3 protein-coding genes and 1 tRNA gene are annotated in these 1,956 nt (G+C 68.7%); 1 reads left to right on the top strand and 3 read right to left on the bottom strand.

What is annotated here, in order from left to right:
• Positions 1-132: 132 nt before the first annotated feature.
• Entirely contained in the window at positions 133-537 is a 405-nt protein-coding gene (locus D183_RS0103220; protein WP_010344215.1) for an H-NS histone family protein, read from the bottom strand.
• 231 nt (positions 538-768) lie between these two features.
• Here D183_RS0103220 and D183_RS0103215 point away from each other — a divergent pair.
• A tRNA-Ala gene (locus D183_RS0103215) sits at positions 769-844 on the top strand.
• A gap of 193 nt (positions 845-1,037) precedes the next feature.
• On the opposite strand, the gene D183_RS0103210 is transcribed toward D183_RS0103215, so the two are convergent.
• Positions 1,038-1,220, bottom strand: coding sequence for a hypothetical protein (locus D183_RS0103210; protein ID WP_017907721.1), 183 nt, complete (start codon positions 1,218-1,220; stop codon positions 1,038-1,040).
• A gap of 84 nt (positions 1,221-1,304) precedes the next feature.
• Positions 1,305-1,826, bottom strand: a complete 522-nt coding sequence (locus D183_RS0103205) for a chemotaxis protein CheW (RefSeq protein ID WP_017907720.1) — start codon at positions 1,824-1,826, stop codon at positions 1,305-1,307.
• Between the last annotated feature and the right edge of the window lie 130 nt (positions 1,827-1,956).

Here is a 1,956-nt window from a genome sequence, read left to right as displayed (position 1 = left end):
CTGCAGCCGCTGCTGGCGGCCACACGCTGAGCGGGCGCGGCCGGGCCGATCGCGCCGCCCCGTCCGCGCAGCGCGATCGGGTCAACGATCGGGCATAAAAAAGGCCAGGAATTCCTGGCCTTTTTCGTTCGCTCAGTACTTGAAGAGCGGGAACTTCAGATCCGGGTGGCGCGCCTTCCATTCGTTGTAGGCGGCGGTGCCTTCCCAGGCGGCGAACGCCTTCGGCGTGCGACCGCGGCCGGACCAGGTTTCGCCGGTGTGCGGCAACTGGTACTTCGGCTTGACCTCGCTGCGGCCGCCGGCGGACTTGCTGCTGGCCGGCTTGGGCGCCGCGCTGGTCACGTAGGCGGCGATCTCGTTGCGCTGCTTGGCGCTGAAGAACTCGGCGAACTGCTCCAGCAGCGACAGCACGTTGGCGTGCGCCGCATTGGTTTCGCCCTCGCGCGCCTGCCGCTCCTGCTCTTCCAGCTTGCGCATTTCTTCCTGCAGCTTGGCCTTGGCTTCGGCGATCTGTTGCAGGTTGCGAACTTCCGTCATGTGTAAAAGACCTGTCTTTAGTAAAAAGGTGTGAAGCGGACGGTATATTTCGTCCGGAACGAAATCACCGCGGGGGATTTCGGCCGTCGAGTATATCGACTCCATGCGAGCGCTGTAGACAAAAGGCGAACACGTTTTCCGGCCCGACCGGTCCCCTGCCCCGGCGCCGCCGATGTTGCACTGCCCCCTTGGCACGCGGCCCCGTGCCCAGTTACACTACGCGTCTGATGTGGGGCGGTAGCTCAGCTGGGAGAGCGTCGCGTTCGCAATGCGAAGGTCGAGGGTTCGATCCCCTTCCGCTCCACCATCTTGCCGTCTTCGACGGTGCAAACGAGGTCAGACAGCCACCAGGCTCTCTGGCCTTTTTTGTTGGCCGAGCTTGGGCCTGGCCGCGCTCGATCGCGCGGGGTGCGCCGTCCGCTGGCGCGCCACGCAGTCCTTGGCCGTCGTCCTGACGGAACGGGAAGCGGGATGCACTCCGCTCCTTCCCGCCGCATCGCTCAGTCGTGCCCGTCCTGCGCCGCCTCGCCCTGGCCGGAGCGCGGGCCGCGCTCGTGCGCCTCGCGCAGCTTCTGGTCTTCCAGGCCCGGCCGCTGCTTGGCGGTGTCGTCCTGGGCACGGTCCTGCCGACCCTCGTGGATGCCCTGCTGCTTGCCGGACTGGGTGGTCTCGTCGTTTGCCATGGTCTGCACCTCGCTGGGGCGGATGCCCGTTCGCCGCCACCCTAGCGGGGCCGCCGTGATGCATGGATCACGGCCTACCTGACGTCACGCCGCCAGCGCCGGTGCGCCGGCCTCGGCGATGTCGTCGCTGCGCAGCAGCCGCGCGCGGTCCAGCAGGATCACCAGCCGATCCTCCAGCTTGCCCATGCCCTGCAGCAGGTCGCGGCGGATATCGCTGCCGAAGGCCGGCGGCGCCTCGATCTGCTGCGGCGGCAGTTCCAGCACCTCGTTGACCGCATCCACCAGCAGGCCGAAGGACTGCGCGCCGCCGCCCTCGTCGGTGGCGGCGCTGGCGATGACGATGCAGCTGCGCCGGGTGACCTCGCTGGGCCCGCGGCCGAGCCGCGACTGCAGGTCCACCACCGGCACCACCGCGCCGCGCAGGTTGATCACCCCGCGCACGCAGGCCGGCATGGTCGGCACCGGGGTGGGCGGACGGTACTCGATGATCTCGTGGATGCCGGCGATGTTGAGCCCGAACAGTTCGCGGTCCAGCTGAAAGGTCAGGAACTGCCAGCCACCCTGCGGCGCGTGCTCGGCCGCGCTCTCGTAGCGATCGTTGTGCATGTTCTTCCCCTTCAGAAGTTGACGAACTGGCCTTCGTCCGGCGCATCCGCCAGCGCGTAGGCCGGCACCGGGCGCGCACGCGGGCGCAGGGCCTTGCCGGCGTCGCGCAGCGGCCGGGTGGCGGCCGGCC

The sequence above is a fragment of the Xanthomonas sp. SHU 199 genome (assembly GCF_000364665.1).
In the GTDB taxonomy this organism is placed as follows: Bacteria; Pseudomonadota; Gammaproteobacteria; order Xanthomonadales; family Xanthomonadaceae; genus Xanthomonas_A; species Xanthomonas_A sontii.
The sequence above is the reverse complement of the archived record's forward strand: the minus strand, read 5'-3'. Positions and strand labels throughout refer to the sequence as shown.